Source organism: Brevundimonas diminuta, assembly GCF_039673845.1.
In the GTDB taxonomy this organism is placed as follows: Bacteria; Pseudomonadota; Alphaproteobacteria; order Caulobacterales; family Caulobacteraceae; genus Brevundimonas; species Brevundimonas diminuta_E.
In genome coordinates, this window is the sequence record NZ_JBDJMK010000010.1 from 98,623 (window position 1) to 124,690 (window position 26,068).

The window sequence follows — 26,068 nt, forward strand, 5'->3', positions numbered from 1 at the left end:
GAGGGCGATCATGTTCAAAGCGATCATCGAGGCGTCCGTCCGCTTCCGCTGGTTCATCGTTCTGGCCACGACCCTGGTCGCGGCCTGGGGCCTGTTCCAGCTGACCAGGCTGCCGATCGACGCCGTGCCGGACATCACCAACCGTCAGGTGCAGATCAACACCGTGGCCCCTGCCCTGGCCCCCGAACAGATGGAGCGTCAGGTCACCTACCCGCTGGAAACGGCGATGGCGGGCATTCCGGGAATCCAGAGCACCCGCTCCCTGACCCGCAACGGCTTCAGCCAGGTGACGGTCATCTTCAGCGACGCCACCGACATCTACTTCGCCCGCCAGCAGGTGGCCGAACGGATGGCGCAGGCGCGCGAGAACCTGCCCGAGGGCGTGGAACCGGCCCTGTCGCCCATCACCACCGGCCTCGGCGAAGTCCTGATGTGGACGGTCGATCTCAAGCCTTTCGATGCAAAGACCGCACGGGCGGGTCGTCCCGGCTGGCAACCCGACGGCGCCTATCTGACGCCAGAGGGCGAGCGGCTAGACACGCCGCAGGCGCGCGCCACCTATCTGCGCACCGTGCAGGACTGGATCATCGCGCCCCGGATGCGCACCGCACCCGGTCTGGCGGGCGTCGACGTCAACGGCGGCTATGTGAAGGAATACGCCGTCCGTCCTGATCCGGCGCGACTGGCCGCCTATGGCCTAAGTCTGAACGATCTTGTTCAGGCGCTGGACCGCGCCAATACGCAAGCGGGCGCGGGCTATATCCAGCGCGCGGGCGAGGCCCTGACCGTGCGCACCGACGCCCTGGCCCAGACCGTCGAGGATCTGGCCCAGGCGCCGGTGGTCAACCGCAACGGCCTTGTCGTGCGTGTCGCCGATGTGGCCGTGGTCGAGATCGGTCAGGCTCCGCGTCTGGGCGGGGCCAGCCGCGACGGCCATGAGGCGGTCATCGGCACGGCCCTGATGCTGGCGGGCGAGAACAGCCGCACCGTGGCCCAGGCCGCCGCCCAACGCCTGGAGCAGATCAGCGCCAGCCTGCCGCCCGACATCGTCGCCGAGCCGGTGCTGAACCGCAGCGCCCTGGTCAACTCCACCATCAAGACGGTGGCCAAGAACCTGACCGAGGGCGCCCTGCTGGTCATCGTCGTGCTGTTCCTGCTGCTGGGGAACATCCGCGCGGCGACGATCACGGCCCTGATGATCCCGATCAGCTTCCTGTTCGCGGTCATCGGCATGAACCGCTTCGGCATCAGCGGAAACCTGATGAGTCTGGGAGCGCTGGACTTCGGCCTGCTGGTCGACGGCGCCGTGGTGGTAGTCGAGAACACCCTGCTGCGGCTAGGCCAGAAGCGCGCCGATCTGGGCCGCGCCCTGACCCGCAACGAGCGACTGGGCGTCGCCGCCTCTGCCGCGCGGCAGATGGTCAAGCCCGCCGCCTTCGGCCAGCTGATCATCCTCTTGGTCTTCACGCCCCTGCTGATGCTGGAAGGGGTCGAGGGCAAGACCTTCATCCCCATGGGCGCCACGGTGATGCTGGCGCTGGTCGGCGCCTTCATCTTCTCCTTCACCTTCGTCCCGGCCATGGCCGCCCTGCTGGTGAAAGAGCCCAAGACCGTCCACGTCGATGAGAACGGCGAGGCCGAGGAGCATGAGACCTTCCTGCTGCGCCATGCGCGCCGCTGGATCGAACCGGCCATTCGCGCCGCCGTCTCGCATCCGAAGACGGTGCTGGCCTCGGCCTTCGGCGCCCTGCTGATCGGCGCCCTGGCCTTCACAATGCTGGGGCGCGAGTTCATCCCGACGCTAGACGAAGGCGACATCGCCATGCAGGCCCTAAGAGTGCCCTCGGCCTCGTTGGAGCAATCCCTCGCCATGCAGATGGCGCTGGAGCGGGCCATCAAGGCCCAGCCCGAGGTGAAGACCGTCTTCTCGCGCACCGGCACGGCCGAGGCGGCGGTGGACCCCATGCCGCCGAACATCTCCGACGCCGTCATCGTGCTGAAGAAGCGCAAGGAATGGCCCGATCCGCGCCTGCCGAAGGAAGAGCTGATCGCCCGCATCGAGAAGGCCGCCTCGACCCAACTGGGCAACGCCTTCGAGTTCAGCCAGCCGATCGAACTGCGCTTCAACGAGCTGATCTCAGGCGTCCGCACAGATCTGGCGGTCATGGTCTATGGCGACGACTTCGCCCAGCTTCAGAAGACGGCGGATCAGGTCGCCAACGCCCTGCGCGACACGTCCGGTTCTGCCGACGTGCGGGTGGAGCAGGCGTCGGGCCTGCCGACCCTGACGGTCAGCGTCGACCGCTTCGCCGCCGCCAACTACGGCCTGTCGGCGGCGGACGTGTCCGAAGCCGTCTCGGCGGCCATCGGCGGCGCCGAGGCAGGCCAGATCTTCGAGGGCGACCGCCGCTTCGACGTCGTGGTCCGCCTGTCGGACGCCGAGCGCAACCACCCCGCCGCCCTGAACGCCCTGCCCGTCACCACGGCCAGCGGCGCAGCCATCCCCCTGTCCTCGGTCGCCCGCATTCAGGTGAAGGAGGGCCAGAACCAGATCAGCCGCAACGACGGCAGCCGCCGCATGGTGGTTCAGGCCAATGTGCGCGGCCGCGATCTGGGCGGCTTCGTCGCCGACGCCCAGAAGCAGGTGGATCAGCAGGTCACCCTGCCCGCAGGCTATTCGCTCAAATGGGGCGGCCAGTTCGAGAACCTGAAGCGGGCCGAGCAGCGTCTGAGCCTGGTCATCCCCGTGGTCTTCGTCCTGATCGGCATTCTGCTGTTCATGGCGCTGGGGTCCTTCGCGGAGGCGGGGCTGGTGTTCGCCTGCGTGCCTCTGGCCCTGGTCGGCGGAGCATTGTCGCTGTTGCTGAGGGGGATGCCCTTCTCGGTCTCGGCGGCGGTCGGCTTCATCGCCGTGTCAGGCGTGGCGACCCTGAACGGCCTTGTGCTGATGCAGGCCATCCGCGAGCGGCTGCAGGCGGGCCAGACGCCGCGTGACGCCGCCCTGCTGGGCGCCTTCAGTCGTCTGAGGGCGGTGCTGACCACGGCCATGGTCGCCATCGTCGGCTTCATCCCCATGGCCATCGCCAGCGGGGCGGGCGCCGAGGTTCAGAAGCCGTTGGCGACCGTCGTGATCGGAGGCCTGTTGACGGCGACCGCGCTGACGCTTCTGGTGTTGCCGACCTTTGCTGCAAAGGCGGTCCGGCATCGCAAGGCCGAAGGAATCGAGAACTGATGAATGGCGACAGGTCAGAGGACTTCAATCATGCCTAATACCGTCCGTCTGGACATTCCCGTCCTGCTTCCGGATGCGCCCGACGCGTCAGACGCCTGCGTGGGCCGCCTGATCCGCATCCTCAGCGGCGTGCCCGGCCTGTCTCAGGCCCACGTCGTCGAAACGCCCGCGGGCGCTCAACTATGCCTGCACTATGATCCGGACCAGCTTTCGCCCGCCGAGGTGAAACGCAAGGCCCGGCAGGCAGGCGCCGAAATCAGCCAACAGTTCGGCCATCTGGTCGGCTGGACGACGGGCGTGCGCCACGCCCGCCACGCCCAGCTTCTGGAGGCCGCGCTGAAGGATGAGCCGGGCGTGCTTGAGGCCGGTCTGGACGCTGCAGGCGCCGTCAGTCTGGAGTTCGATCAGTCCGTCATCAGCCGTGACGCGCTGATCCAGCGGCTGGCGGCGCATGGCCTCGGCTACTCCCCCACGCCCTCGCCCGGCGGACAAGATCAGACCGGCGCTCCGACGCCTGTTCAAGCCGGTTCGGACCACGATCATGCCCATGATCACGATCACAGCCATGACCACGGCGATCATGGCCATGCCGGGCATAACCACGACCACGGCGGCATATTCGGCTCACAGACCGAACTGATCTTCGCCCTGATGGCGGGCGGTGCCCTTGGCGTCGGCTTTGCGCTGGAGAAGCTGGTCAGCGGCCTGCCCGGCTGGGTTCCGCTGGCGCTTTACCTGTCCGCCTATGGGCTCGGCGGCTTCTTCACCGTGCGCGAGGCGATCGACAACCTGAAGCGCAAGCGGTTCGAGATCGACACCCTGATGCTGGTGGCCGCCGCCGGGGCCGCCGCCCTGGGCGCCTGGGCCGAGGGCGCCCTGCTGCTGTTCCTGTTCAGCCTGGGCCATGCGCTGGAACACTACGCCATGGGCCGCGCCAAGAAGGCCATCGAGGCCCTGGCCGAACTGGCGCCGCGCACCGCCCATGTGCGGCGCGGTCAGGACATCGTCGAACTGCCGGTCGAAGAGCTTCAGATCGGCGATGTGGTGGTGGTGCGCCCCAATGAGCGCCTGCCCGCCGACGGCTTCGTCATCAACGGCGCCACCAGCATCAATCAGGCCCCCGTCACCGGCGAGAGCATGCCGGTCGACAAACAGCCTGTCGCTGATCCGGCCGAGGCGCGCGCGCGTCCGGCCTCCATCGCCGCGACCTCGGCCGTCTTCGCCGGGACCATCAACGGCGCCGGGGCCATCGAGATCGAGACGACCCGCAAATCCAGCGACACCACCCTGGCCAAGGTCGTCCGCATGGTCAGCGAGGCCGAGACGCAGAAATCCCCCACCCAGCGTTTTACGGACAGGTTCGAGCGCATCTTCGTGCCCGTGGTGCTGATCACCGCCGTCCTGCTGCTGTTCGCCTGGGTGGTGGTGGACGAGCCGTTCCGCGACAGCTTCTATCGCGCCATGGCGGTGCTGGTCGCGGCCAGTCCCTGCGCCCTGGCCATCGCCACGCCCAGCGCCGTCCTGTCCGGGGTGGCCCGCGCCGCGCGCGCCGGGGTGCTGATCAAGGGCGGCGCCCCCTTGGAAAATCTGGGCTCGGTCGACGCCATCGCTTTCGACAAGACCGGCACCCTGACCGAAGGCCGCCCGCGCATCACCGACGTCGTCCCGGTCGACGGCGTGGACGAGGCGGCGCTGCTGTCCGTCGCCGTGGCGGTCGAGCGCCTCAGCGATCACCCGCTGGCCGCCGCCATCGCCCGCGACGGCGCCGAACGATTGGGAGACGCCGCCATACAGGCCGCCTCCAGTCTGGACAGCCTGACCGGCAAGGGCGTCTCGGCCCAACTCAACGGCCAGACCATCCTGATCGGCAAGCCCGAGATGTTCGGCGCCGACGGCGTGGCCGCCCTGTCCCCCGCAACGGAGACGGCGGTGAACGGACTGCGCGATCAGGGCCGGACCCTGATGGTCGTGCGACAGGGCGCGCGCGATCTGGGCGTCATCGGCCTGCTGGACACGCCGCGCGCCAGCGCCCGCGCGGCTCTGGACCGCCTGCGCGATCTGGGCGTCAAGCGCATGATCATGATCTCGGGCGATCACCAGAAGGCAGCCGAGGCCATCGCCGCACAGGTCGGCCTGACCGAGGCCTGGGGCGACCTGATGCCTGACGACAAGGTCGAGGCGATCAAGCGCCTGCGCGCCGATTCCGCGGTCGCCATGGTCGGCGACGGGGTCAACGACGCCCCCGCCATGGCCACGGCGACGGTCGGCGTCGCCATGGGCGCGGCCGGATCGGACGTGGCGCTGGAAACGGCCGATGTGGCGCTGATGGCGGATGACCTGTCCCACCTGCCCTTCACCGTGGGCCTGAGCCGCCGCACCCGCGCGGTGATCCGTCAGAATCTGGTCGTCAGCCTGGGCGTCGTCGCCTTCCTCGTGCCCGCCACCATCTTCGGCCTCGGCATCGGCCCTGCGGTGGCCCTGCACGAAGGCTCGACCCTGCTGGTGGTGTTCAACGCCCTGCGCCTGCTGGCCTACCGCGACCGCACCGTCTGATGAAACAAGGCCCCGCGTTCAGCGCGGGGCCTGACCATCCTGCATGGCCGCGTCGTTCCAATAGACATCGACAGCTTCCGCCCGCTCGATCACGCGCACCGGATAGAAGGCGGTCATCGCCTCGATGAACCCCTCAGGTCGGCCCGCCTTGAACACGCCGCTGACGGTCAGAGCGTTCAGCTGCTCATCGCGTAGCCGGATCGGATGGCGGCTATAGCGATTCAGTTCGGTCACAGCGGCGGCCAGAGGTTCGTCCTCAAATGCAATCAATCCATGACGCCATGCCGGAGCGGCCGTCTCCACATGGTCCGCGACCACAGCCTGACGCCCCGGCCGGGCGGTCAGCGTTTCGCCCGGCGTCAGCACCACGCGTTGCGGCGCTGCACCCGTCGTCGGTTTCAACGGGTCCACGGCTATGGAGCCCTGCATCAGGGTGGCGCTGAAGGCATGTGGGTCTACGCGCACCTCGAAACGGGTGCCCAGCGCCGTCACCCTGCGCCCGCCGCCTTCGACCTGAAAGGGTCGCGCCGGATCATGCGCCACGTCGAAGTAGGCCTGTCCGCGATCCAGCCGGACCTCGCGTCGGTCATCACGATAGCGCACCGCCAGCCGACTGTCGGTGTTCAGCGTCAACGCCGTCCCGTCGGCCAGTACGATATCCAGCCGCTCGCCCACATCGGTGGCGTAACGTGTCTCGCCCGCGAACCACGCCGCCACGCCTGATCCATTCAGGGCCCAGATGCCCGTGCCGACGGCCAGCACCAGTCCTGCGGCGATCGCCGCAATGCGCATCGTCCTCTGTCGCCGCACCGGACGGCTGCCCGCCATCACCGAGGCCCGCAGCGCCTGCATCGTCGGCTCATGCGCCACATCGTCGACGACATCCCACGCCTCGCAGGCGTGGTCATAGGCGACGCGGTGGGCTTCCGTCTCGTCCAGCCAGGCGTCGAAAGCCGCCTCTTCCGCCGCTGAAAGGTCATCCTGATCCAGACGCACCAGCCAGTGCGCCGCCGCCTCTGCGGGGGTCATGCTGTCCAGCGTGCGGGAGATTCTACATCGCATCATTCACGGCCCATCCGTTCCGCAAGATGCAGCACGGCGCTTCGCATGTCTTTCTCTACAGAACTCAAGGACAGACCCAGCCGCCGCGCAATGTCCTGATACTTCATGCCCTCGATCCGGCGCAGGATGAAGACGGATCGCTGTCGTTCCGGCAGTTCCAGCAGGGCCGCCGTCACCCGCTGCAGCCGCTCGCGCCCCAACAGGATGCGGTCAGCGGTGAAGTCGCCCGGCGCGGGCTGGTCGGCGGACAGTTCGCCGTGGTCGTCGGCGCGGCGGCTGCGGCGACGGCGCGCCCAGTCGATCAGGACGCTGCTGGCCGTCTCGAAGACATAGGCGCGCACAGCCTCCATCTCGACGACCTCGCACCGGCGAACCAGCCGGGCCAGCACCTCCTGCACCAGATCCTCGACCTCTTCGGACTGACGCACCCGTCGCGAGAAATAGCGCAGCAGGGCCGGACGGAACTCTTCGGCCAGCGCCGTCAGAGTATAGCCCGCACGTGCGGAAGAAGGGCGGCCGCCGCCTGCATCCTCCTTCCGCCCGCACTCCGTCATGACCCCGCCCTTCCTTCGCCGTGCTCAGCCGTTCATGGCCGCATCAGACGGTCAATGAGGAACTGCATCCTCAGCGCCATCAGATCGGGTCGGGCCAGCGGATCGCTGACGCCATGGCCGCCCTGCTCGTCCTCGATCAGGAAGACTTCGCCGCCCGCCTGCGACAACCGCCACGCCAGCTTGCGCGCATGCGCGGGGCCGACACGGTTGTCCGTCGTCGACACCGAAATCAGCACCGGCGGATAATGGCCGTCCGGACGCACATTATGCACCGGCGAATAGGCCGCCAGCGCGGCCCGGATCGCCGGATCGGCCGGGTCGCCGTACTCGTCCTTCCACGCCGCCCCCATGGCGATGCGGTCATAGCGCAGCATGTCGGCCAGCGGCGCGTCGCTGACCGCCGCGCCATAGAGATCCGGCCGCTGCACGGCGGCGACGGCGGCCAGCAGGCCCCCGTTCGAGGTGCCGAACACGCCCAGTCGTTCAGGGCGGGTGAAGCCGCTGTCGACCAGGTCGCCCGACACCGCGAAGAAGTCGTCATAGGAGACCTGACGCCGTTCACGCAGGGCCGCGCGGTGCCAGTCCTGCCCCTTCTCACCGCCGCCGCGAATGGCCGCCACGGCCAGGGCGCCGCCACGGTCGAACCACAGCTTCAGCGCCTCCCCTCCGAAAGCCCGGCCCAGATAGGCTGGCGGCAGGGTGATGCCGAAGGCGCCATAGCCTGTGATCAACGTCGGCACGTCCTTCGACGCGCCACGCGGCCGGATCAGATAATAGTCGACCGCCGTGCCGTCTCGCGACCGCGCCGTGCGGATGTCGACCGTGAAGCTCGACGCGTCAAAGACTTCGCTCGCCGCCTCCAGCCGGGTGCGTCGATCGCCCGACGCCAGCTCCAGCGCCGTCGGTTGCAGGAAGCCTGCGCGTCGCAGCACCACGTCCTCGCCTCCGGCGTCGGCCGAAGTCACCGAAAGGTCCACGCCCGCCTCGGCCGATTCAAACGGCGCCGCGCTCCAGCCGGACGCTTCGTGGCGGGCCGCCATGACCGTCACCGCCAGCCCCGACTGCACGGGGAAAAAGACCCGCGACGCCGTCGAGCGGAACCCGCCATAGGACGACACCACCTCGCCCGCCTTCGGCTCATAGACCAGTTGCAGCCGCTGGTTCTCGGGCACGCCGTCGGCGAAGTCATAGGCGACGATGCTCTCGGCCCCGGCCGTGCGCCCGCCGATCATCGTCGGCTCGGACAGCTGGAAGACCATGTGCCGGTCCGTTCCGCCCAGCGGGCCGAAGGGCTTGATTTCCGCCGGCAGGTCCAGCCGGTTCACCACGCCCTCGCCGTCGACGGAGAAGACCTCGAACGTCGAATAGTCGATGACCCGCGTCATCAGCGCGCGCGGCGCCGAGCCGATGCGGGTGAACTGGAAGGTCGCGTCGGTGGACGGGGCGGTGAAAACCACCGGCGCATCGGCCAGCGCCTGGCCGCGCCGCCACAGCCGCGCCGTCGCCGCCCAGCCCGCCGCCGTGCGGGGATCGCCTTCGCGCGCATGGGCGATCAGCACCGTGTCAGCGTCCAGCCATGCAGTCTGCACCCGACCGGCCGGGGCGGTGAAGCCGCCGTCGACAAAGCGCCCCGCCTGCAGATCGAACTCGCGCAGCATCAGCTCATCGCCGCCGCCGTCGGAAAAGCCCAGCAAGCACAGGCGGTTTTCAGGCGGAAGACAGGCCGATCCATAGGACCAGTTCAGCGTATAAGGCCGCCCCTCAGCCTCGGCGAAGGCCGCCACATCCAGCACCGTGCGCCACGGCCCCAGCCCGCCGTCCGCCTGTCTGTCGGCGACCTGAAGGCGGCCCTTGGGAAAGTCCGGCCCCCGCTTCAGCCGCACCGCGCGCGGCCCCAGCAGGGCGATATCCGTCACCGGCGAAGACGCCGTCAGCGCAGACTTCAGTTCAGCCAGAACGCCTTCATAGCCCGGCCCCGCCGACAGGGCGGCGCGCGCCGCCGCCGTCTGTTCGCGCGCCCAGGCCAGGGCGCGCTCGCCCTCGGCGGGCTCCAGCCACTCCAGCTCATCGACGGCCGGGCCGCTTTGGCCCGCAAGGGCGGGCGCACCCGCCGTCAGGGCCAGCAGAGAGACCGCGGCGACCGCCAGAAAACGACGCCGGATCATTTCGGCGCCTCAGCCGGCGGCGTGACCTCCAGCAGGCGGATGCGGAAAATCAGCACCGCATCGGGCGGGATCGGGCCGACCCCGCGCGCGCCATAGGCCAGTTCCGGGGGCAGGGTCAGCTCCCACTCATCGCCCGGCCGCATCATCCGCAGCGCCGTCACCCAGCCGGGTATCAGGCCGCGCAGGGGAAAGGTCACCGGCTCCTTTTCAAACGAGCTGTCGAACACCTCGCCGCTGACCAGCCGCCCTTCGTAGTGGACGGTGATCTGGTCGGACAGGCGCGGATGCGCGCCCTCCGTCGGGCCTGACGCCAGTACTTCATACTGAAGTCCCGGCATGACCACGACGCCCGGCCGGACCGCATGTTCCGCCAGATAGTCCGGCCCGGCCCAGGCCGCGCCCGCCGACAGGGCCAGGCCCGCAACCGCCGTCAGAACGGCCTTCTTCAAACTGGAAGACATCCGCACGCTCCGCTCAGAAATCATAGGTGACGCGCAGGCCGATGGTGCGCGGCCGGACATAGTGGTGGCGCAGAACGCCGCCGCTGACCTGGGACACGGTCACGCCGCGCGCGTCCGTGACGTTCTCGACATAGGCTTCCAGACGGGCGTCGTTGACCGTCACGCTGCCGCGCAGGTCGAACTGGTTGTAGTCGCCCTGACGCTGATCGCCCGCCAGGTTGCTGGATGCGTCGGAGATATAGCGGTGTGAGGCGATCAGCATCGGCTCGACCTGCGCGTCCCCGCGCCAGGTCAGGGTGTTCGACAACCGCCAGCGCGAGGCGCCGGGCAGCACCGTCCCCTTCAGCACGCCCTGCGAAGGCAGGTCTTCGCGCAGTTCGGCATCCAGATAGCCGACGACCGAGTTGATGGCGAAGCTGGGCGTCGGCCGCCAGGTCACGGCCAGATCGACGCCCAGATTGCGCGCCGCCCCCACATTATCCGCATAGGCCAGGTTGTCGCCGCGCACGATCAGAAGCTGAATGTCGCTCCAGTCGATGTAATAGACGGTGGCGTCCACCAGCCAGCGCCGATCCGGCGTCGAGGCGCGCATGCCGATCTCATAGTTGATCAGCGAATCCGACGCGAAGGACGACGGAGACGGATAGGCCGGATTGGGCGGAATCGGGTTCGGCCCGCCGAAGCGGAAGCCCTTGGACACCAACCCATAGACCATCAGGTCGTCATTCGGCTCATACCGCAGTGAAAGCTTGGGGTTGAAGCCCTGTTCCGAAGCGTCCGCCGCCTGCGGCGCCGCATTCGGCGATCCCGTGGTCAACAGCGGCAACAGGCCGGACTGGCGGCTGCTGTGGTCGATCGAGGTGTCGAAGAAACGCCCGCCTGCCGTCAACGTCCAGGCCGGGGCGAAGCGCCAGCTCGCCTCGCCGAACAGGGACTTTTCCTGACCGTTCACCCGCAGGAAATAGTCGTTGAAGCGGTCGCCCGGCGCAGCCGCCTGCCCCACCCCCGCGCCATGACTGCCGCCGTAAAGGCTCTCGATCAACGCCGCCGCCCCGGCGAACTCGGCATAGCTGGGCAGGTCGATCCGGCTGTCGAAATAGCTGGCGCCGATCAGCCATTCCACAGGCCCCTCGCCGTTGGAGGTCAGGCGCGCCTCGATCAGATCGCCCTTGGCCTCACGCTCGGCGATCAGGGGAATCTGCGTCGGCACGCGGTTGAACATGGCGCCGAAGGTATTGGTGAAGTCGGTGACGTTGCGCGTCGACTTCTCGCTATGGGCGCCCTGCACCGTAAGCGACGCCCAGCCCAGGTCCACGTCGCCGCGCAGGCTGTGGACCTCGGTCGTCGAGCGGAAAGGCTCCAGCAACCGCGTCGAACGTTGCAGATCCGGCAGGGTCGAAAACGCCGTGAAGGCGTCGTCGTTCTCGCTCTCGAAATAGAGGCTCAGCGCGGAAACGGAAATGGCGTCCGTCGGCTTCCACTCGACCGACAGGCGCCCGCCGAACGTCTCCATGCTGTTGGAGTCGCGCACGCCCACGCCGACGTTGTCGATATAGCCGGGCCGGTCGCGATAGGTCGCCACGGCGCGCACCGCCAGCTTGTCCTCGACCAACGGCAGATTGATCATGCCCTTCAGCTGATAGCTGGGGTCCGCGCTGCCGGCGGTGTCGGCGACGCCCGCTTCCAGCCGTCCGGCTCGCGCCCCGGCGTCCGCCCGCGCGGCGATGTAGTTGACCGCGCCGCCCAGCGCCGCCGCGCCGAACAGCGTGCCCTGCGGGCCGCGCAGCACCTCGACCCGCTGAACGTCGAAGGCGTCTATGTCGGGCGTGCCGGCGCTGTTGAACGGATCAGCCAGCGGAATGTCGTTGATGTAAACGCCCGTCGACGCCTGCCCCACGTCGATCGAGGTCGTCGTCGACACACCCCGCACCGAGATGGAGGAATAGCCCGGCATGGCGTCATTGAACTGAACGCCCGGCACGCGGGTCAGATAGTCGGCGAAGCTCTGCGCGCCCAGTTCGTCCAGCTGACGCCCCGACATGGCGCTGACCGATCCGGCGACCGAACGCAGGTCTTCCTCGCGCTTGCGGGCGGTGACGACGACGGTGTCCACCTCATAGGCGCTGCGCTGGTTTTCGGCCTGTGCGGGCGCGGCCTCGATGATGACTGTGCCGCGCGCCGTGCGGCGCACGACCACGCCGTCGGCATCCCGCAACAAGGCCTGCAGCGCGGCCTGCGCCTCATGCGATCCCTTGACGGAAGGCGCGCGACGCCCCCGCGTCAGTTCCGGCGCCACAGCGACTTCAACGCCGGCCTGACGCGCATAGTCCAGCAGAGCCGTGGCCAGCGGCTGGGCCTCGATATTGAAATCGATCCGGCGCCCGTCCTGGGCCGCCGCCGCGCCGTGCAGAGCCATTGCAGCAACGGAAGCCGCCAGCGCACCCCGCACCGAACGGCGCGCAAGCAAAGAAAAATCCACCATGGTCGCCCCTTAGATTTTTAGGGGCATCCCCCGCCCCACGCTTTCCAGAACGCAGCCATCATCAGAACCCGTAATAAAACTGCGCCTGCGGGAGGGCGGCCTTCTCCCCCACGGATGCGCGGCGGGCAAAACGAGATTTTCTAAAGGTTCCGACAGCAAATCCGGACACGACGGATACCCGCGCCTTCCGCTCGCCGATCTCTTCGCTGGTTCAGGCGGGCAGGTCTGCGGTTCCTGCCGCGATCGCCCGCGCGCGCGCCTCCGCCATGATGGCGGATGAGGCGATCAGGGTCGGGCCGGCGCAATAGAGCAGGCGCGCGGGGAAGGCCTGCACGATCATCCGCCCCTGCAGGGAACGCAGAGCCGGGTGGGTGACGATGCGGTCGTCGAGACGGCTGGTCGCGCCTTCCCGCCGCTCGCCCAGCAACAGCAGGTCGGGCGGGTCGGCCAGCACCTGCTCCAGCGAGGCGCGGCCCCAGTTGCGGACGCCATAGCGCGCGGCCGCGTTGGTCAGGCCCATTCGCGTCATCAGTTCGTCCATCAGCGTCCCGGCGCCGGGGCACAGGCCATCGTTCTGATAGATCAGGGTCGAGGGTCGCGGCGCGCCATCGCCCGCTGTGTCTGCGCCCGCATCTAGGGAGTCTTCGATGCGACGGATCAGGGCCTCGCCGCGTTCAGGATGGCCGACCAGTCCGGCGATGGTCCTGATCTGCTCCAGACTTTTTTCAATCGTCTCCGGCGAGGGAAAGGCCGACAGTTCCAGCCCCAGACGGGTCAGCGCCGTGCGCGTGTGCAGGCCGGTGCGGCGGCTGGCCAGGATCAGGTCGGGCTGAAGGTGCATCACCTCTTCGGCGCTGTCGCCGACGACGTCGAAGGCCGCCGCCTCGGCCACGACGGTCGAGGTTTCCGGGTCACGCGAATAGCGGCTGAGGGCCTTGATCTGATCGGCGTCCGCCACCGCCAGCAGGATGGCGTCCAGACAGGCGCCCAGCGAAACGATCCGCCGGGGCCGCGCCGGATCGGGCCTGTCTTCATCCGTCTCCCGACGCGGTTTGGCCACGCCGACCGCCGAGGCGGTGATGGCCGTTCCGGTCACGGCCGAGCCGGTCAGGGCGGCGCCCAGAAGTCTGCGGCGGGTGGCCTGCATCAGAACTCGACGCCGGCCTGGGCTTTCACGCCGCTGCGGAAGGGGTGTTTGACCAGCGTCATCTCGGTGACCAGATCGGCGACTTCGATCAGTTCCGGCTTGGCGTTGCGGCCGGTGATGACGACGTGGGTGTCGGCGGGTTTTTCAGCCAGCACCTCAAGCACCTCTTCGATCGGCAGATAGTCGTAGCGCAGGGCGATGTTCAGTTCGTCGCAGATGACCATCTTCCATTCCGGGTCCATGATCCGCGCCTTGGCGGCCTCCCACGCCTCGCGCACCTTGGCGATGTCGCGGGCCTTGTCCTGGGTGTCCCAGGTGAAGCCCTCGCCCAGAGGCCGCATCTCGACCAGATCAGGAAAGGCTTCGAATACAGCGCTTTCGCCCGTGAACATGGCGCCCTTGATGAACTGGATGATCGACACCTTCATGCCGTGGCCGATCATGCGGCAGGCCATGCCGAGGCTGGCCGTGGTCTTGCCCTTGCCGGGGCCGGTGTGGACGATGATCAGGCCGCGCTCGACGGTCTTTCCGGCCATGATCTTGGCGCGGGCGGCCTGAATCTTCTTCATCTTTTCGGCGTGGCGCGTCTCGTCAGCGGCGGGGTTGGCGGCGTCGGTCATGATGGGCTTCCGGTCAGTTCAGCAAGCAGGGTTCGGGCGCTGTTGGAGCGGGGCGTCCACAGGCCGCGCTCGACCGCCTCCAGCAGGCGGGCCGCGACATCGCGCAGGGCGTGGGGGTTGGCCTCGGCCATGAAGTCGCGCACAGCCTCATCCTCGATGAAGGCGCGGTGGACCATGTCGAAGTGGTGGTTCCTGACCGTGTCCGTGGCGGCGGCGAAGGCGAACAGATAGTCGACGCCCGCCGAAATCTCGAACGCGCCCTTATAGCCGTGGCGCATCACGCCCGCGATCCATTTCGGATTGACCAAGCGGGCGCGCAGGGTGCGGGCGATCTCGTCTTCCAGCGTGCGGATCACCGGCTTTTCGGGACGCGAAAGGTCGTTGTGATAGCTGACCGGCGCAGCGCCACGAACCGCCTCGACCGCCGCCGCCATGCCGCCCTCGAACTGATAATAGTCGTCTGAATCCAGCAGGTCGTGTTCGCGGTTGTCCTGATTGTGGATCACGGCCTCGACGCGGGCCAGACGCGCCTCCAGCCCCTGACGGTCGGCCGCGCCTTCCTGTCCGGCGCCATAGGCGTAGGCGCCCCAGACGATGAAGGCTTCGGCCAGATCGCCGCGCGTCTCCCACAGCTTTTCGTCGATCATCGTCTGCAGTCCGGCGCCGTAGGCCCCCGGTTTCGAGCCGTAGACGCGCGTTCCCGCCTGCCGCGTCGCCTCGGCCTCGGCCAGACCGGCGTCGATCAGTTCGGCCTGTTCCTGAAGGAAGCGGGCGGCGGCGGGGTTGTCGGCCTCGTCTTCGTCCAGCGCCTGAATGGCGCGCGCGGCCGATGCCAACAGGTCGACCTGCTCCATGAAGGCGTCGCGGAAGAAGCCCGAGATGCGCACCGTCACATCGACGCGCGGCCGCCCCAGCACGGCCGGAGGCAGGATCTCGAACCCCGTCACCCGCCCGGTCGACAGCTCCCACGTCGGGCGCGCGCCCATCAGGGCCAGCGCCTGGGCGATGTCGTCGCCGCCGGTGCGCATGTTCGACGTGCCCCAGGCCGACAGGGCGACGGCCTTCGGGTAGTCGCCGGTGCGTTGCAGGTGATCCTCGACCAGCATCTGGGCCGAGGCCCAGCCCAGCTTCCACGCCGTCGGCGTCGGCACGGCGCGCGTGTCCACCGAATAGAAGTTGCGGCCGGTGGGCAGCACCTCGGGCCGTCCGCGCGTCGGCGCGCCCGAAGGCCCCGGCGCGATGAACCGCCCGTCCAGCCCCGCCATCAGCGCCGCCATCTCGGCCGGTCCGCAGGCGTCGATGCGCGGCGCCAGATCCAGCCGTACCGCCTCCATGACGAAGGCTGTTTCGGTCCAAGCGACGTCAACGGGCGCACCCTCGATCAGGGCCGCGCACAGGTGCTCCATGCGCTCGACGGTATCGCCGAGGGTGCGCCAGGGCCCGTCGTCCAACGCCGCCAGCGCCTGCGGTCTTGGCCCGGCGAAGGGATCGCCCAGACGGCAGTCCAGCGGATCGAACCCCAGCCCCAGATCCTTGGCCAGCGCCCGCAGCAGGGAGCCGTCCCTCCCCTTGCCCAGACGGCGCGGCGTGCGCGCCAGCGCCGCCAGCAGATCGGTGCGCAGCCGCCCCTGCGGCGAGCAGGAAAAAACGTGCAGCCCGTCGCGGATCTGCATCTCCTTCAGGTCGCACAGATAGTTGTCCAGCGCCGCCAGCGCCTCTTCGCCGTCCGACAGGTCGAGGCCGCAGTCGACGTCCAGCCCCTCGTTCGCGGCCAGCGTCAGGATATCGTCGCGCAGGGACGACAGGCGGCGCGGGTCCATGCCCGCCGCGAAATAATATTCATCGACCAGCACCTCCAGCGCCTTCAGCGCGCCATAGCTTTCGGCCCGTGTCAGCGGCGGCGTCAGGTGGTCGATGATGGCCGCACCGATGCGTCGCTTGGCCTGCGCCCCCTCGCCCGGATCATTGACGATGAAGGGATAAAGCTGCGGCGTCGGCCCGACGATGGCCTGCGGGAAACAGTCGCGCGACAGGGCCAGCGCCTTGCCCGGCAGCCATTCAACATTGCCGTGCTTGCCCATGTGGATCATGGCGTGGGCGCCGAAATCGCGTCTCAGCCAGGCGTAGAAGGCCAGATAGCCATGCGGCGGAACCAGCGCCGGATCGTGATAACTGCCCGCCGGATCAATGTTGTAGCCGCGCGCGGGCTGCACTCCGACCGCCACATGGCCGAAGCGGTGGATGGGCAGACGAAAGCCGTCCTCATCAAAGAAGGGATCGTCCTGCGGCGGGCCCCAGCGCTCATGGATCGCCGCGCTGATCGACGGGGCCAGTTCATCCAGAAGGGCCTGATACTGCGTCAGGGTCAGGCGCTGCCCACCCTCAGCGGCGGGCTTGTCGGGGGCGTTCGTCGGACCGGCCAGCAGGCGCGCCATCAGGGCGGCGCCGTCATCGGGCGCGCCGGCGGCGTCATAGCCGTGCGCCTTCATGGCCTTCAGGACGCAGGCCGCGCTCTGCGGCGTATCCAGGCCGACCCCGTTGCCGATGCGGGCGTCGCGGTTCGGATAGTTGGCCAGGATCATCGCCACGCGGCGCTGCTTAACTGCGGTGCGACGCAGGCGGACCCAGCCCGCCGCCATGTCGGCCGCATGGGCGATCTGTTCAGGCGCCGGGTCGTGGCCGACGATGGCGCACTGGGTGCGGGGGTCGAAACGCGCCTCGGCCTTGAAGGCCACCGCCCCGGCCAGCAGGCGCCCGTCCACCTCGGGCAGGGCCACGTTCATGGCCAGATCGCGCGCCGCCAGCCCGCGCGCGCTGTCGGCCCATGCGGCGTGATTGGTGGCCGCGAACACCAGTTGCAGCACCGGCGCGCCGGGCCGATCCAGCACGCCGCCCGCGCCGCCGCTCCATTCCGCCTCAGCGTTCAGCGAGGCCGTGGCGAAGGCGGTGGCGTTCAGCACGACCTGCGGGGGACAGCGCCGGAACAGATCGTCCAGCAGCCCCTTGGCGAAGTCGTTCTTCAGGCTCTGCACATGGACCGGCAGGGGGTTCAGGCCGCGCGCCTTCAGGGCGTCGATCATCGCCACGACCGCCTGTGTCTGCCCCGACATGACCAGCGCCCTGTAGAAGACCAGCGCCGCCACCGGCGCGCCCTCGATCCAGCGGCCCTTCAGATCCTCCAGCGAGGGCGCGTCCAGCCCCGGCCAGAACAGTCCGGCGTCCAGCACCGGCGTCGGCTCGCTCCAGTCCGAGGCATGGCCGATCAGGTCGGCGGCATACAGAAGGGCGTTGCGGCCGTTGGCCAGCCCCCCGGCCCTCAGATAGCGCGCCATGCGCTGACGCGTCTCGGTCGACACGGTCGACAGCTCGGCCGATTCAGCCTCGCCCGCGCCATCGTCCAGCAGGGCGATGAAAGGCCGGTTCCGCTCGCGGCAGACGCGGCGGATTTCATCCAGCCCATAGGGCCAGTAGCCGCGCCCACCCAGCAGGCGCACCACCACGATCCGCGCATGGGAGACGACCTGTTCGGCATATAGATCGACAGACATCGGGTGCTTCAGGTGCAGCAGATTGGCCAGCCGCACGGACGGGAAACCCGCCGGCAAACTTCCCGCCGCCGCCGACAGACAGGCCAGGTCCGTGTCGTTGCTGGACAGGATGACGATGTCGCCAGGGCTCTGGCCCAGGTCGATCGCCTCCTCGCCGTCCAGAACGGCTCCGGCCTGTACCGCCAGCAGGTGCATCAGACGCCTTCGGCCGCTCCGGCCAGCGCGGCCTGAACCCGAGGCGTGACCGCCGCCTGATCCACGCCCTTTTCAGCGATGACCACCAGACGGCTGATCCGCGCCTCGCCCGCCCGCCACGGACGGTCGAAATAGGTCTGGATGCGCGGCCCCACGGCCTGAAGGATCAGGCGCGACGGCTTGCCCGCCACCGCGACCACGCCCTTGACCCGCAAGATGTCGTGATCCTCGATCACCGATGCCAGCAGGCCCGACGTCGCCTCGGGCGAGGCGATCTCGCCGCCCGCCACGACGAAGGTGTCGAAGTCGTCGTGGTCATGGTCGTCGTCCGCCCCGTCATGGTGCGACGGGCGGCTGTCCAGATCGTCCTCGGCGCCGACGCCCAGACCCAGCAGCACCGCCGGATCGACCACGCCGCGCGCCGCATGGATCAGCTTGGCGCCCGGCCGCATATGGGCGCGCACCTCGGCCTCGACCCGCGCCAGAACACCGGCGTCCACCAGATCGGTCTTGTTCAGCACCACCAGATCGGCGCAGGCCAGCTGTTCCTCGAACAGTTCTTCCAGCGGCGTGTCGTGGTCCAGCGTCGGATCGGCGCGGCGGGCCTGATCCAGCGCCGCCTCATCATGGGCGAAGCGCCCCGCCGCCACGGCGTCGGCGTCGATCAGGGCGACCACCCCGTCGACGGTCGCGCGGGTGCGGACCTCGGGCCATGTGAACGCCTTGACCAGCGGCTTGGGCAGGGCCAGCCCCGAGGTCTCGACCAGAATATGCTCCGGCGGATTGTCGCGGTCGATCAGCTTGCGCATCGTCGGCAGGAAGTCGTCCGCCACGGTGCAGCAGATGCAGCCGTTGGCCAGTTCGACAATGTCTTCCTCAGTGCAGCTTTCGACGCCGCAGCCGCGCAGGATTTCGCCATCCACGCCGATGTCGCCGAACTCATTGACCACCACGGCCAGACGCCGCCCGCCCGCGTTTTCCAGCAGATGCCGGATCAGCGTCGTCTTGCCCGAGCCCAGAAAGCCGGTCACCACCGTCGTCGGTATCTTGGCCATGTGCGTCTTCGTCCCTCATGTTCCATCACTGAGGGGATGACAGCGTCCGGCCGACGCATCGCGCAGGCGCGCGATGGACGGTCATGAGGCGCCGCCCGGCGCCCTCCGCACCGTCGTCTCGTATCGTCGGGGCCGGTCTCCTGGCTCGGGTCACGCGCGGCGCCTTCCCGGCCCGCGTCAGGACCAGTGGCGTTCGCCGCGCGTTTGGGACCAGACGGTCCCACGGCCCTTACAGTTGCGGGGGCAGCCGCGGAGTTGGCCGGGTGGCCGCACCGCATTCCCGGGACGCGGCGAACCGCACCCCAAACCTCGACGCGCCGTCGATAGGCCGGGCCGTCACGGCGGGTCAAGCCGCGCCGCGCGACCGCACGCCTGCAAGATGCGTTGACGCTATTCCCCCGGCCTTCTATCCCGACTGCGACAGGTTCCCCTGACCGGGATCAAAAGGGAACTCGGGTGGAAATCCCGGGCTATCCTCGTAACTGTAAGCGGCGAGTCCGCGCCACAGGCCACTGGCCGCCCTCCCCCATCCGGAAGGCGCCGGGAAGGCGGCGCACGACGACGATGACCCGCAAGCCAGGAGACCTGCCTGTCGCAGTCGTCCTTCGCACGGGCGAGGCATCCGGGCGAAAGGGGTTCACCCCGCGTGGCGATATCGTCTGGTCCGTTCCGGCGTGCGGAGCGGATCGTGCTGTCGTGCGAGGGTGACACTATGCGTTTCGACGCTGCATTGGCCGATGTCCTGTCGGGTGCGGAACAATGAGGCTGGATCGCCGTCGTGTTCTGGCGGGCCTCGGCCTGCTGCCTGTCGCGGGCGGGGCGCTGGCCGCCTGTTCGCCGCGCCGGGAGGCGGACGCAGGCACGGGCGCCGACAGCCTGCAATTCATCGATGACGTGGGACGCAGCGTCACGCTGAAGCTGCCGGTCACGCGCACCGTGGTCTTCAACCGCTATACGACCGAATTCATCCGCGCCATCGCCGGGCCGCAGGTGCTGGTCGGCGTCGATATCAAGGCGGGTTCGGCCTACTGGCCCACCGTCACCCCCGAAATGTTCGCGGGTCAGAGCCAGACCAGCCCCAATTTCGAGGCCATCGTGGCCATGCAGCCGGACGTGGTCTTCTTCCCCCGCAACAGCGACTGGCAGGGCGCGGCCCAGATGCTGGCGCCCTTCGGCATTCCGGTCGCCGTCATCACCTGCTGGGACGTGCTGAAGCATGAAGAGAACGCGACCCTGCTGGGCCGCATCTATCAGCGCCCCGAGGCGGCGGAAAAGCTGAACGCCTTCTATCGCGGCCATCGCGACCTGCTGCGCGAACGGCTGGCGGGCGTGACGCGCAAGCGCGTCTATCTGGAGGAGGTCGGCGACTACAAGACCCTGCTGAAGGGGTCCGGCTGGCACGACATGGTTCAGGAAGGCGGCGGCCAGAACGTCTTCGGCGACGTCAATATTCTGGACCAGCCCTCGGCGCGCGGCAGCGTTCAGGGGTTCGAGGTCGATCCCGAGGAGATTCTGGCCCGGCGCCCGGAGGTCATCATCAAGCTGCAACGCGGCCAGTATGAACCGCACGAAGAGGCCGCCTCGCGGCAGGTGCTGGAACGGCTGGTCGCCCGCCCCGGTTTCGACCAACTGCCCGCCGTGCGCGACGGCCATGTCTATCACATGAGCTATTACTTCTCGAGCGCCAGCTCCAAGATCGTCGGCGCCCTGCAGATCGCCCAATGGCTGTATCCTGACCGTTTCGGCGACGTCGATCCGCAAGGCGCGATGAAGGTCTGGCTCGAAGAATTTCAGGGCGTGCCCTATCCGGCGCGGGGCCGCTACTGGACCTCCCTGCCCATCATCCGGGGCGAGAAGGCGTGAGCGATCCGGCCCGCGCGGCGCTTGAGGACGCCTTCAGCCGCCATCGGCTGCGGCGGCGGCTGATCCTGATCGCGGGCGTCGTCGTGCTGATCTGCGCCGTGCTGGCCTCAACCGGCATGGGGGTGCAGCCGCTGTCGCCGGGCCAGAGCGCGCGGGCCCTGCTGGCGCCCCTGCTGCCGCCGCAATGGCTGGGCGACCTGTCCCAGCTTCAGATCGATGTGGTGCAGAAGCTGCGGGCCCCGCGCACCCTGCTGGCGGCCATCGGCGGCGCCAGTCTGGCGCTGGCGGGCGCCGCCCTGCAGGGCATTACCCGCAACGCCCTGGTCAGCCCCTTCACCCTGGGCATTTCATCGGCCGCCGCCTTCGGCGCCTCGGTCGCCATACTGGCGGGTTGGAGCGAATGGGCGGGCCTGGGCCCGTGGTGGACAGTCACGGCGGCCTTCGCCTGCGCCCTGTTCTGCGCCGTGCTGGTGCTGGGGTTTTCGGCCATGCGGGGCGTCACCTCCATGATGCTGATTCTGGGCGGCGTGGGACTGAACTATCTGTTCAGCGCGGCCACCACGACGATGCAGTTCATCGCCACCGAGCAACAGCTGGCCGCCATCATCCAGTGGACTTTCGGCTCTCTGAACGGCGCCTCATGGCTGGAGGTGCTGATCGTCGGCCTGATCCTGCTGGTCGTCGCGCCGGTGCTGTTCGGCCACGCCTGGGCGTTGAACGCCTTCGCGGCAGGCGGTGATGAAGTCGCGGCCTCGCTCGGTTTTTCGGTCAAGCGGACGCGGATGCTGGTGACGCTGGGCGCCGTGCTGCTGACGGCGGGCATCGTCAGCTTCGCCGGCGTGATCGGCTTCGTCGGACTGGTCGCGCCGCACATCGCGCGACTGCTGATCGGCGGGGATCATCGCGTCTTTCTGCCGTTCGCCGCCGTAACGGGCGCGGTTCTTGTCGTGGTCGCCGACCTGATCGGGCGCACCCTGTTCGCCCCGGTCATCATCCCGGTCGGCATCGTCGTGGCCTATCTGGGCGTGCCTCTGTTCCTGCACCTGCTGATCCGGCGCCGTCGCGAGATGATGCTGTGAGGCTGTCCGTCCACAATCTTCACTACGGCTATGGCGAGGCGCAGGTGCTGCGCGGCGTCGACTTCGAGGTCGGTCCCGGCGAGATCGTCTGTCTGGTCGGCCCCAACGGCGCGGGGAAAAGCACGGCGCTGAAATGCCTCAACCGCATCCTGAAGCCCGCGCGGGGGCGTATCCTGCTGGACGACGCTCCCGTATCCGGTTTCAGCCGCCGCCGTCTGGCGCAGGCCATCGCCTATGTGCCGCAACAGGCCGGTCCGGCCATGTCCCTGCCCGTCATGGAGATGGTGCGGCTGGGCCGGGCGCCCCATCGCGGGCCGGGCACGGGCGCGCGCGATCAGGCCGTGGTGCTGGACGCGCTTCAGGCCCTGCAACTCGAGGCGCTGGCCATGCGCCAGTATGGCGAACTGAGCGGCGGCGAGCGGCACCGCGTCCTGATCGCCCGCGCTCTGGCGCAGGAAGGCCGCATCCTGCTGCTGGACGAGCCGACCAGCGATCTGGACCTGCGCCATCAGCTTGAAACCATGACAGCCCTGCGCCGCCTGTGCCTTGAGCGCGGCGTCGGCGTGTTGATCGCCATTCACGATCTGGCGCTGGCCAGCCGGTTCGCCGACCGCATCGTCATGCTGTCGCAGGGCCGCGTCTTCGCGCAGGGACCGTGGCGCGAGGTGGTGACCCCCGCCCATCTGGAAGCCGTCTACGGCGTCAGCGCCCTGACCGGTCAGGACAGCGGCCTGCCCTATGTCATCCCGGTCGAGAAGGGCGCGCCCTAGACCTCACGCCCTAGACCTCACGAACAGCGGGCAGGACGGTCTGGGCGAACAGCCGCATCGCCGCCAGCGCCTCGTCATTGGCCAGGACGCCATTGCCGTTGAAGACGCAACGCAGCTCGCCCGTTCCGCGCGTCTGGCACAGGGCGGCGATCTGGGCGACGCACTGTTCCGGGTCGCCCCAGATGACCTGTTCGGACAGCACCCTGTCGCGATCCAGCGGCGGGTTCTGCACGCCTCTGGCCAGGGCCGAGGCGTCCCGCGCGACCTGACGCCGCGCCAGAAAATCATCCACCGCCTCCACCGCCGAAGCCATGTCGCGGCCGATGCAGACATAGCGGCACAGCGACGACCGGCTGAGCGCACCGGGCGCCCCCGCCTCAACCAATGCCTCGGCATAGACGGCGAGCTGGCGCAGTTCCGGCGGCTCCAGACTGAGCAACAGCGGCAGGCCGCGCCGCGCCGCAAAACCCAGTGTCTCGGGCGTCGATCCGGCCACATACAGCGGCGGATGCGGCGTCTGGAACGGCGGCGCCGAGGCCCGGTGCGTCGCCGACAGCGGCTCGGTCCAGACCCGGATCATGGCGTCATAGGCCGCCTCGAAGCGCGCCCGCGCCTCAGCCCGATCCACGCCCAGTATGTCGAAGGTCTGGGGGTCCGTGCCCCGGCCGATGCCGATGTCCAGACGGCCCCCGCCCTGATGGTCCAACTGGGCGATGCTCTCGGCCAGCAACAGGGGATCATGCAGCGGCAGGACCAGGATCGACGTCCCCACCCGGATCCGCTCGGTCCGCGCCAGCAGGGCGGCGCCCAGCAGCAGGGTCGAGGGATAGGGCTGTGGCGGGTCCTGGAAGTGGAATTCGTTGAACCAGACGCCGTCGAACCCCAGCCGGTCCGCCTCTTCGAACAGGGACAGGAAGTCGTCGTGCCGCCCTCGCGTCGCATCGCGGGTCCAGCCATACAGGTCGATGCGCATGGCGCCCTCCTCTCGTCATCCGTTCAGGGCGCGCGCTTCACGACGAAAGCGCGCGCCCCGGCCGTCCGGTCAGAAATCGGCCTGAATGGAGAACTGGAAGGTGCGCGGCATGGACAGGCCGAAGGTGGTCGACCCGCCACGACCCATCCAGTGGCTCTTGTCGCCCGCGTTCAGCACCATGGCGCTGAGCCGGATCGGGTGAGAGGCGACCACGGTGCGATAGTTGGCGCCGACATCGAACGAGACGAAGGACGGGATCCGCGTGCCGTCGCGGGCGCCGGAATCGATGAAGGCTTCGCCGTTATAAACGGCGCGTCCCACCAGACCGACGCTCTGAACCGGGCGGTATTCAAAGCCCGCCGTGCCGCTCCATTCCGAGACGCCGTTGACGTAGCGCCCGTCGGTCAGGCCGCCGTTGGTCTTCTCGCGCTCGGCGTCCAGATAGAGGCCGCCGAAGGTGACGGTCCACTGATCCGTCAGTTGCCCGACCGAGGCCAGTTCGACCCCGCGATAGCGGTTGCGGCCGTCCGCATCGCGGCGGAAGGTCGTCGGCGTGACCTCGACGTCAATCATGTTCTGCTGCTCCATGTCGAACAGGGCCAGCGTCGTCAGCATCCCGCCGTGCTTCAACTTGAGCCCGACCTCGTTCTGGGTCGCGCGCATGGGAGCCAGCACCTCGCCGCGATTGACGTAGCGGGCGTCGTTCCCGACCATCGACCCGCGCGAGAAGCTCTCGGTATGACCGGCATACAGCGACAGGTTCGGCGACAGCTTATAGGTCAGCCCATAGGTCGGCAGGATGTTGTCGTTCTTGATCCGGCGCCCCGTCTGGCCGTTCAGGAAGTTCTCGTTCTTCTGCGAGGCGGCCAGCAGAAGATCGAACTTCCCGACCGAAATGACGTCGCTCAGCGTCAGGCCGATGTTCGTCTCGCTCCACTGATGCACCGGGTTACGGCGCGACGGCAGCGGATAGAAGGCGGGCGAATAGGACACGCCGTCATACAGGTTTCCGCCGATACGGCCGGTCGGGCTGTTGTGGGTGTCGTTCCAGTATTTGGCGAAGGAATGATCCAGCGCGATGGCCAGGTTGTGCGTCACCGCGCCGGTGCGGACACGCCCGCGCAGACCGACCTGGGCATAGGCGTTCTGCGTCTCTTCGACCTGGGTGTTGGCGACGTTGGCGGCGACGAACTCGCCCGCATCGTTGAAGCGCAGGGCCGAGCTGGAGTTGTATTTATAGCCGCTCTTTTCCATCGCGCCGTAGTTGGCGAACAGGGTCCAGTCAGAGCTGATGCGCTGTTCGTGGTTCAGGGCGACGACATAGCCGTACATCAGCTTGGTCGTTTCGGGGAAGTCGTAGTTCATCCCCGCGTCCGGCGCCGTAGGCAGGTCGACGCCTGCGCCGCTGAAGGTGAACCAGCGCTGGCCGCCGTTGATCCGCAGGTCGAAATAGCCGCCGAACAGATTGGTGCTGCTGTTAGCGCCCTGATGGTCCAGATTGAAGAAGACGTTGCTGCTGTTGTTCTCGGCGCCCGGCAGGGACAGTTCGCCGTCCAGATGCTCGGCGTTGACGCGCAGGCCCCACGCCTTGTCATCGCCGAAGCGACGCGCGACGTCGGCGTAGACGCCGACGCTGCCCCGGCCCGAGAAGGTTCCGGTGACGCGGTTCAGGTCATCCAGCGGCGCGGACTTGGTGACGACGTTGATGACGCCGGGCGCGGGCGTGGCGCCGCTGTCGGTGCCGTTGTTCGACATGCTTACGCCGTTGACCGCCGCATTCGGGCCGGAGGTGATGTCGATCCGCTCGATGACGTGGGCGGGCGGCGTGGTGAACTGCGAGAACAGGCTGGGGATGCCGTTCAGCATCATGTGGTTGCCGTTCATGTTGACGCCGCGCATCGAGAAGTCGCTGTACATCGGCGAACTGGTGCTGGAACGGATCGAGGGGTTGTTCTGCAGCACATTGGCCAGTGGCAGGCTGGGGTCGTGGAACAGCTCCAGCGTATGCGCCGTCAGGCTCATCTGCGAATAGGGGATGTCCATCACGGAGCGGTCGCCCTGAATCCCCGCGCGGGCGCTGCCCTGCAGCAGTTCGCCGGGCAGGCGGTCGGCGGCGCCGCGCACGATGACGTCCTCGACCGATGTGGCCTGCATCCCGGCCGTGCGCGCCTGATCCGCCCCGGCGTTATCGGCCAGCGCCGCCGCAGGCAGGCCGACAAGAAGCGCAGCCATGCTGACGCTGCGAAGAAGAAGTTTGGACATGACGCAACCCCGAGTGCCCGAAGGCAAAAAACACACGGCGAACAGCC

Annotated in this window: 16 protein-coding genes and 2 riboswitches; of the genes, 5 read left to right on the forward strand and 11 right to left on the reverse strand. The window is 68.4% G+C overall.

Going from position 1 to position 26,068, the window contains the following annotated elements:
* Positions 1-10 precede the first annotated feature (10 nt).
* Both ABE454_RS12385 and ABE454_RS12390 read left to right on the forward strand, forming a co-directional pair.
* Complete coding sequence (locus ABE454_RS12385; RefSeq protein ID WP_346532084.1) at positions 11-3,232, forward strand: efflux RND transporter permease subunit; 3,222 nt, start codon at positions 11-13, stop codon at positions 3,230-3,232.
* 30 nt (positions 3,233-3,262) lie between these two features.
* A complete protein-coding gene (locus tag ABE454_RS12390) occupies positions 3,263-5,785 on the forward strand; it encodes a heavy metal translocating P-type ATPase (protein WP_346532086.1) in 2,523 nt (840 codons plus the stop codon).
* An 18-nt stretch (positions 5,786-5,803) separates the two neighbouring features.
* Here the strand turns inward: ABE454_RS12390 and ABE454_RS12395 are convergent, their stop codons facing one another.
* The 9 genes from ABE454_RS12395 to cobW all read right to left on the reverse strand — a co-directional run bounded on the left by ABE454_RS12395 (position 5,804) and on the right by cobW (position 19,074).
* Positions 5,804-6,814, reverse strand: a complete 1,011-nt coding sequence (locus ABE454_RS12395) for a FecR family protein (RefSeq protein ID WP_346532088.1) — start codon at positions 6,812-6,814, stop codon at positions 5,804-5,806.
* A gap of 32 nt (positions 6,815-6,846) precedes the next feature.
* A complete protein-coding gene (locus ABE454_RS12400; RefSeq protein WP_346532090.1) occupies positions 6,847-7,401 on the reverse strand; it encodes an RNA polymerase sigma factor in 555 nt (184 codons plus the stop codon).
* A gap of 32 nt (positions 7,402-7,433) precedes the next feature.
* On the reverse strand, positions 7,434-9,566 hold the full coding sequence (locus tag ABE454_RS12405; protein ID WP_346532092.1) for a prolyl oligopeptidase family serine peptidase: 2,133 nt from the start codon (positions 9,564-9,566) through the stop codon (positions 7,434-7,436).
* Entirely contained in the window at positions 9,563-10,027 is a 465-nt protein-coding gene (locus ABE454_RS12410; RefSeq protein ID WP_346532093.1) for an FKBP-type peptidyl-prolyl cis-trans isomerase, read from the reverse strand. The genes ABE454_RS12405 and ABE454_RS12410 overlap by 4 nt, the downstream gene beginning before the upstream one ends.
* 13 nt (positions 10,028-10,040) lie before the next feature.
* Positions 10,041-12,509: a TonB-dependent receptor gene (locus tag ABE454_RS12415; RefSeq protein ID WP_346532095.1), complete on the reverse strand. Its 2,469-nt coding sequence runs from the start codon at positions 12,507-12,509 to the stop codon at positions 10,041-10,043.
* Positions 12,510-12,720: 211 nt separating this feature from the next.
* Positions 12,721-13,656, reverse strand: coding sequence for an ABC transporter substrate-binding protein (locus ABE454_RS12420; protein WP_346532097.1), 936 nt, complete (start codon positions 13,654-13,656; stop codon positions 12,721-12,723).
* Entirely contained in the window at positions 13,656-14,276 is a 621-nt protein-coding gene (gene cobO / locus ABE454_RS12425) for a cob(I)yrinic acid a,c-diamide adenosyltransferase (protein WP_346532099.1), read from the reverse strand. Before cobO ends, ABE454_RS12420 begins: the two co-directional genes overlap by 1 nt.
* Positions 14,273-18,019: a cobaltochelatase subunit CobN gene (gene cobN / locus ABE454_RS12430; RefSeq protein ID WP_346532101.1), complete on the reverse strand. Its 3,747-nt coding sequence runs from the start codon at positions 18,017-18,019 to the stop codon at positions 14,273-14,275. The genes cobO and cobN overlap by 4 nt, the downstream gene beginning before the upstream one ends.
* Positions 18,019-19,074: a cobalamin biosynthesis protein CobW gene (gene cobW, locus ABE454_RS12435; protein ID WP_346532103.1), complete on the reverse strand. Its 1,056-nt coding sequence runs from the start codon at positions 19,072-19,074 to the stop codon at positions 18,019-18,021. The genes cobN and cobW overlap by 1 nt, the downstream gene beginning before the upstream one ends.
* A 113-nt stretch (positions 19,075-19,187) precedes the next feature.
* Positions 19,188-19,401, reverse strand: a riboswitch (cobalamin riboswitch).
* A gap of 78 nt (positions 19,402-19,479) precedes the next feature.
* Positions 19,480-19,681, forward strand: a riboswitch (cobalamin riboswitch).
* A 152-nt stretch (positions 19,682-19,833) separates the two neighbouring features.
* On the opposite strand from cobW, the gene ABE454_RS12440 reads away from it, so the two are divergent.
* Genes ABE454_RS12440 through ABE454_RS12450 form a run of 3 tightly spaced genes read left to right on the forward strand, consistent with a single transcriptional unit; the run spans position 19,834 to position 22,786 of the window.
* Positions 19,834-20,937: an ABC transporter substrate-binding protein gene (locus tag ABE454_RS12440; protein ID WP_346532105.1), complete on the forward strand. Its 1,104-nt coding sequence runs from the start codon at positions 19,834-19,836 to the stop codon at positions 20,935-20,937.
* Positions 20,934-22,016 (forward strand): FecCD family ABC transporter permease, encoded by a 1,083-nt coding sequence (locus ABE454_RS12445; protein ID WP_346532107.1) that lies wholly within the window; start codon positions 20,934-20,936, stop codon positions 22,014-22,016. The genes ABE454_RS12440 and ABE454_RS12445 overlap by 4 nt, the downstream gene beginning before the upstream one ends.
* Entirely contained in the window at positions 22,013-22,786 is a 774-nt protein-coding gene (locus ABE454_RS12450) for an ABC transporter ATP-binding protein (RefSeq protein ID WP_346532109.1), read from the forward strand. Before ABE454_RS12445 ends, ABE454_RS12450 begins: the two co-directional genes overlap by 4 nt.
* A 10-nt stretch (positions 22,787-22,796) precedes the next feature.
* Here ABE454_RS12450 and ABE454_RS12455 read toward each other — a convergent pair whose 3' ends face one another.
* Positions 22,797-23,759, reverse strand: a complete 963-nt coding sequence (locus ABE454_RS12455; protein ID WP_346532111.1) for an LLM class flavin-dependent oxidoreductase — start codon at positions 23,757-23,759, stop codon at positions 22,797-22,799.
* Positions 23,760-23,828: 69 nt separating this feature from the next.
* Positions 23,829-26,021, reverse strand: coding sequence for a TonB-dependent receptor (locus ABE454_RS12460; RefSeq protein ID WP_346532112.1), 2,193 nt, complete (start codon positions 26,019-26,021; stop codon positions 23,829-23,831).
* Between the last annotated feature and the right edge of the window lie 47 nt (positions 26,022-26,068).